We start from the raw sequence: 4858 nt of genomic DNA on the forward strand, positions 1-4858 counted from the left end.
GCGGTTGTGGTCCTGCAGCAAGCGCTTGAGCAATTCCTCATCGCTTTCGCCCGCATGCCAGTCGGCCTTGTCATGGGTGTGCTGCTCTGCGGTGGTGACGATGCGGTCCATCGACACCATGGAGGTGTTGCAGCGCGTGGCAAACAAGCCGTCCTCGTCATACACATAGGCCACGCCGCCGCTCATGCCGGCGGCGAAGTTGCGGCCGGTCTTGCCCAGCACCGCGACGGTACCGCCCGTCATGTATTCGCAGCCGTGGTCGCCCGTGCCTTCAACGACCGCCGTGGCGCCCGAGAGGCGCACGGCAAACCGTTCGCCGGCCACGCCGCTGAAGAAGGCTTCGCCGGTGGTTGCGCCGTAGAGCACGGTGTTGCCGACGATGGTGTTCTTCACCGCGTCGCCGCGGAAGTCGATGCTGGGGCGCACCACGATGCGGCCGCCCGACAGGCCCTTGCCGGTGTAGTCGTTGGCGTCGCCGATCAGGTACATGGTGATGCCCTTGGCGAGAAAGGCGCCGAAGGACTGACCACCCGTGCCTTCAAGCTGGATGCGCAGCGTGTCGTCTGGCAAGCCTTGCGGGTGATGCCGTGTCAGCTCGCCCGACAGCATGGCGCCGACGGTGCGGTTGACGTTGCGCGCCACTTCGATGAACTGGACTTTTTCGCCCTTTTCAATCGCGGCTTTCGATTTTTCGATCAGGCGCACGTCCAGCGCTTTTTCGAGCGCATGGTCTTGTTCCATCACATGCATGCGCGGCACGTCGGCCGGCACATTCGGCTGGTAGAACAGGCGGGCGAAATCAAGGCCGCTGGCTTTCCAGTGCTCAATGCCTTTTTGCGTGTCGAGCAGGTCAGCGCGGCCGATCAGCTCGTCAAACTTGCGCACGCCGAGCTGCGCCATGAGCTGGCGGGCCTCTTCGGCGACGAAGAAGAAGTAGTTAACGACATGCTCGGGCTTGCCGCTGAATTTTTGGCGCAGCACCGGGTCTTGCGTGGCCACGCCGACGGGGCAGGTGTTGAGGTGGCACTTGCGCATCATGATGCAGCCTTCAACCACCAGTGGCGCGGTGGCAAAGCCGAATTCATCCGCACCCAGCAGCGCGCCTATCACGACGTCACGGCCGGTTTTCATCTGGCCGTCGGCCTGCACGCGAATACGGCCGCGCAGGCGGTTGAGCACCAAGGTCTGCTGCGTTTCTGCCAGGCCGATTTCCCAGGGTGAGCCGGCATGCTTGATGGACGACCAGGGCGAGGCGCCCGTGCCACCGTCATGGCCGGCAATCACCACGTGGTCGGACTTGGCCTTGGCCACGCCCGCGGCAATGGTGCCGACGCCGACTTCACTGACCAGCTTGACGCTGATGCTGGCGCGCGGGTTGACGTTCTTCAGGTCGTGGATCAGCTGGGCCAAGTCTTCGATGGAGTAGATGTCGTGGTGCGGCGGCGGCGAGATCAAACCGACGCCGGGCACCGAGTAGCGCAGGTGGCCGATGTATTCGCTGACTTTGCCGCCGGGCAGCTGGCCGCCCTCGCCGGGCTTGGCGCCCTGGGCCATCTTGATCTGGATCTGGTCGGCCGACACCAGGTATTCGGCCGTGACACCAAAACGCCCCGACGCGACCTGCTTGATGCGCGAGCGCAGCGAATCGCCGTCCTGCAGCGGCAAATCAACCTCGACCTGTTTAGGGCCGATCACGCTCTTCAGCGTCTCGCCCTTCTTGATGGGGATGCCCTTGAGTTCTTGCCGGTAGCGGTTCGGGTCTTCACCGCCCTCGCCCGTGTTGCTCTTGCCGCCGATGCGGTTCATGGCCACAGCCAGCGTGGCGTGGGCTTCGGTGCTGATGGAGCCCAGCGACATGGCGCCGGTGGCAAAACGCTTGACAATCTCTTTGGCCGGCTCGACTTCATCGATCGGGATGGCCTTGGACGGGTCGATCTTGAACTCGAACAGGCCGCGCAGCGTCATGTGACGGCGGTTCTGGTCGTTGATCAGCTGGGCGTATTCCTTGTAGGTGTTCCAGTTGTTGGAGCGGGTGGAGTGCTGCAGCTTGGCAATTGCATCGGGCGTCCACATGTGGTCTTCGCCGCGCACGCGCCAGGCGTATTCGCCGCCGGCGTCCAGCATGTTGGCCAGCACCGGGTCGTCGCTGAAGGCAGCACGGTGCATGCGCAGCGCTTCTTCAGCGATCTCAAACACACCCATGCCTTCAACCTGGCTGGCCGTGCCGGTGAAGAACTTGGCCACGGTGTCACGGCTCAGGCCGATGGCCTCGAACAGCTGCGCACCGCAGTAGCTCATATAGGTCGACACGCCCATCTTGGACATGATCTTGGACAGGCCCTTGCCGATAGCCTTGGTGTAGTTGTAGACGGCCTTGTCGGTGCTGAGGTCGCCGGGCAGGCCTTTGGACAACTCGGCCAGGGTTTCCATCGCGAGGTAGGGGTGAACAGCTTCAGCGCCGTAGCCGGCCAGCACGGCAAAGTGATGCACTTCGCGGGCAGAGCCGGTTTCAACCACCAGGCCGGCGGTCGTGCGCAAGCCTTCTTTCACCAGGTGCTGGTGAATCGCCGACAGCGCCAGCAGGGCCGGGATGGCCACCTGCGTGGCGGTGATGCCGCGGTCGCTGATGATCAGGATGTTTTTGCCGTCCTTGATCGCGTCGACCGCTTCAGCGCACAGCGAAGCCAGCTTGGCCTCGACGCCTTCGTGGCCCCAGGCCAGCGGGTAGGTGATGTCCAGGGTATAGCTCTTGAACTTGCCCTGTGTGTGCGCTTCGATGTCGCGCAGCTTTTGCATGTCGGCCACGTTGAGCACGGGCTGGCTCACTTCAAGCCGCATCGGCGGGTTGACCTGGTTGATGTCCAGCAGGTTGGGCTTGGGGCCGATGAAGGACACCAGCGACATCACGATGGCTTCGCGGATCGGGTCGATGGGTGGGTTGGTCACCTGCGCGAACAACTGCTTGAAGTAGTTGTAGAGCGGCTTGTTCTTGTTGGACAGCACAGCCAGCGGGCTGTCGTTGCCCATGGAGCCGGTGGCTTCCTCGCCGTTGGCGGCCATGGGGGACATCAGGAATTTGATGTCTTCCTGTGTGTAGCCAAAGGCCTGCTGGCGATCAAGCAGCGCGATGGTTGAGGCGGCGGGCACAGTGACCGGAGCGGTCTTGGCGGCCTTGCCGGCCACGTCGTCCAGCTTGATGCGCAGGTTTTCAATCCATTGCTTGTAAGGCTTGCTGTGGGCCAGCGTGGCCTTGATTTCTTCGTCGTCGACCATGCGGCCTTGTTCGAGGTCGATCAGGAACATCTTGCCGGGCTGCAGGCGCCATTTGCGCACGATCTTGTGCTCAGGAATCGGCAGCACGCCGGATTCGGAGGCCATGATGACCAGGTCGTCATCGGTCACGCAGTAGCGCGAGGGGCGCAGGCCGTTGCGGTCCAGCGTGGCGCCGATCTGGCGGCCGTCGGTGAAGACGATGGAGGCCGGGCCGTCCCAGGGCTCAAGCATGGCGGCGTGGTACTCATAGAAGGCCTTGCGGCGCTCGTCCATGGTGGTGTGCTGTTCCCAAGGCTCGGGGATCATCATCATCACGGCCTGGCTGATGGGGTAGCCGGCCATGGTCAGCAACTCGAGGCAGTTGTCGAAGGTCGCGGTGTCGGACTGGCTGGCAAAGCTGATCGGGTAGAGCTTTTGCAGGTCGGCACCCAGCACCGGCGAAGACATCACGCCTTCACGTGCCTTCATCCAGTTGTAGTTGCCTTTGACGGTGTTGATTTCGCCGTTGTGCGCCACATAGCGGTACGGGTGGGCCAGCGGCCACTCCGGGAAGGTGTTGGTCGAGAAGCGCTGATGCACCAATCCGAGTGCCGAGACGCAGCGCGGGTCGGTCAAGTCACGGTAGTAGGTGCCCACCTGGTCGGCCAGCAGCAGGCCTTTGTAGACCACCGTGCGGCTGGACATGCTGGGCACGTAATATTCTTTGCTGTGCGTCAGGCGCAGGTTCTGGATGGCGGCGCTGGCGGTTTTGCGAATGACATACAGCTTGCGCTCCAGCGCGTCCTGCACGATGACGTCGTTGCCGCGACCGATGAAGATCTGGCGCAGGATGGGTTCTTTTTCGCGCACGGTGGGCGACATGGGCATGTCGCGGTTGACCGGCACGTCGCGCCAGCCCAGCAGCACCTGGCCTTCGGCCTTGACGGCGCGCTCGAGCGCCTGTTCGCAGGCCAGGCGGGAAGCGTGCTCTTTCGGCAGGAAGACCATGCCGACGCCGTATTCTCCGGGTGGCGGCAGCTGCACGCCCTGGCCGGCCATTTCTTCACGGTACAGCGCATCGGGCAGCTGGATCAGGATACCGGCGCCGTCGCCCATGAGCTTGTCAGCGCCCACTGCGCCCCGGTGGTCTAGGTTCTCGAGGATCTTCAAGCCTTGCTGGACGATGGCATGGCTTTTGTGCCCCTTGATGTGCGCCACGAAACCGACGCCGCAGGCATCGTGTTCGTTCGCACCGGAGTACAAACCGTTTTCTTCAAAATGCTTGATTTCAGCAGCCGTGGTCATGGCAATTCCTCGTCAGTTGGGATGACGGCGGTGCCGAGTGGCCTCGAAAAGCCTGGGCAACGCTTCCATCCGCAAGGTTCATAATTTTTCGCAGGGAATGGGAGCATATTGCATTGCAACAACAATGCCAAGCGCTTTAAATAGGGTCAGATTCTAATTAAATGTCGATTAATTTAATCAACAATAAATTAGGGACATATTAAACTCAAACGCGCCAAGCCTTGATAAATATGAAGTTATTCATCATCCGGGCCCTCAGCCACGCGTAGGGGTGGGCGCCCCGCCTGGTTCCTGGTGACAC

At 62.2% G+C, this 4858-nt stretch carries 1 protein-coding gene; it reads right to left on the reverse strand.

The window, feature by feature from the left end; translation table 11 throughout:
* Positions 1-4557, reverse strand: a 4557-nt coding sequence (locus AC1DWI_RS13900; RefSeq protein WP_477725040.1) for a glutamate synthase-related protein, incomplete at its 3' end; no start/stop codon positions are given.
* Positions 4558-4858: the final 301 nt, after the last annotated feature.

The organism is Polaromonas sp. P3_C2 (assembly GCF_056402675.1).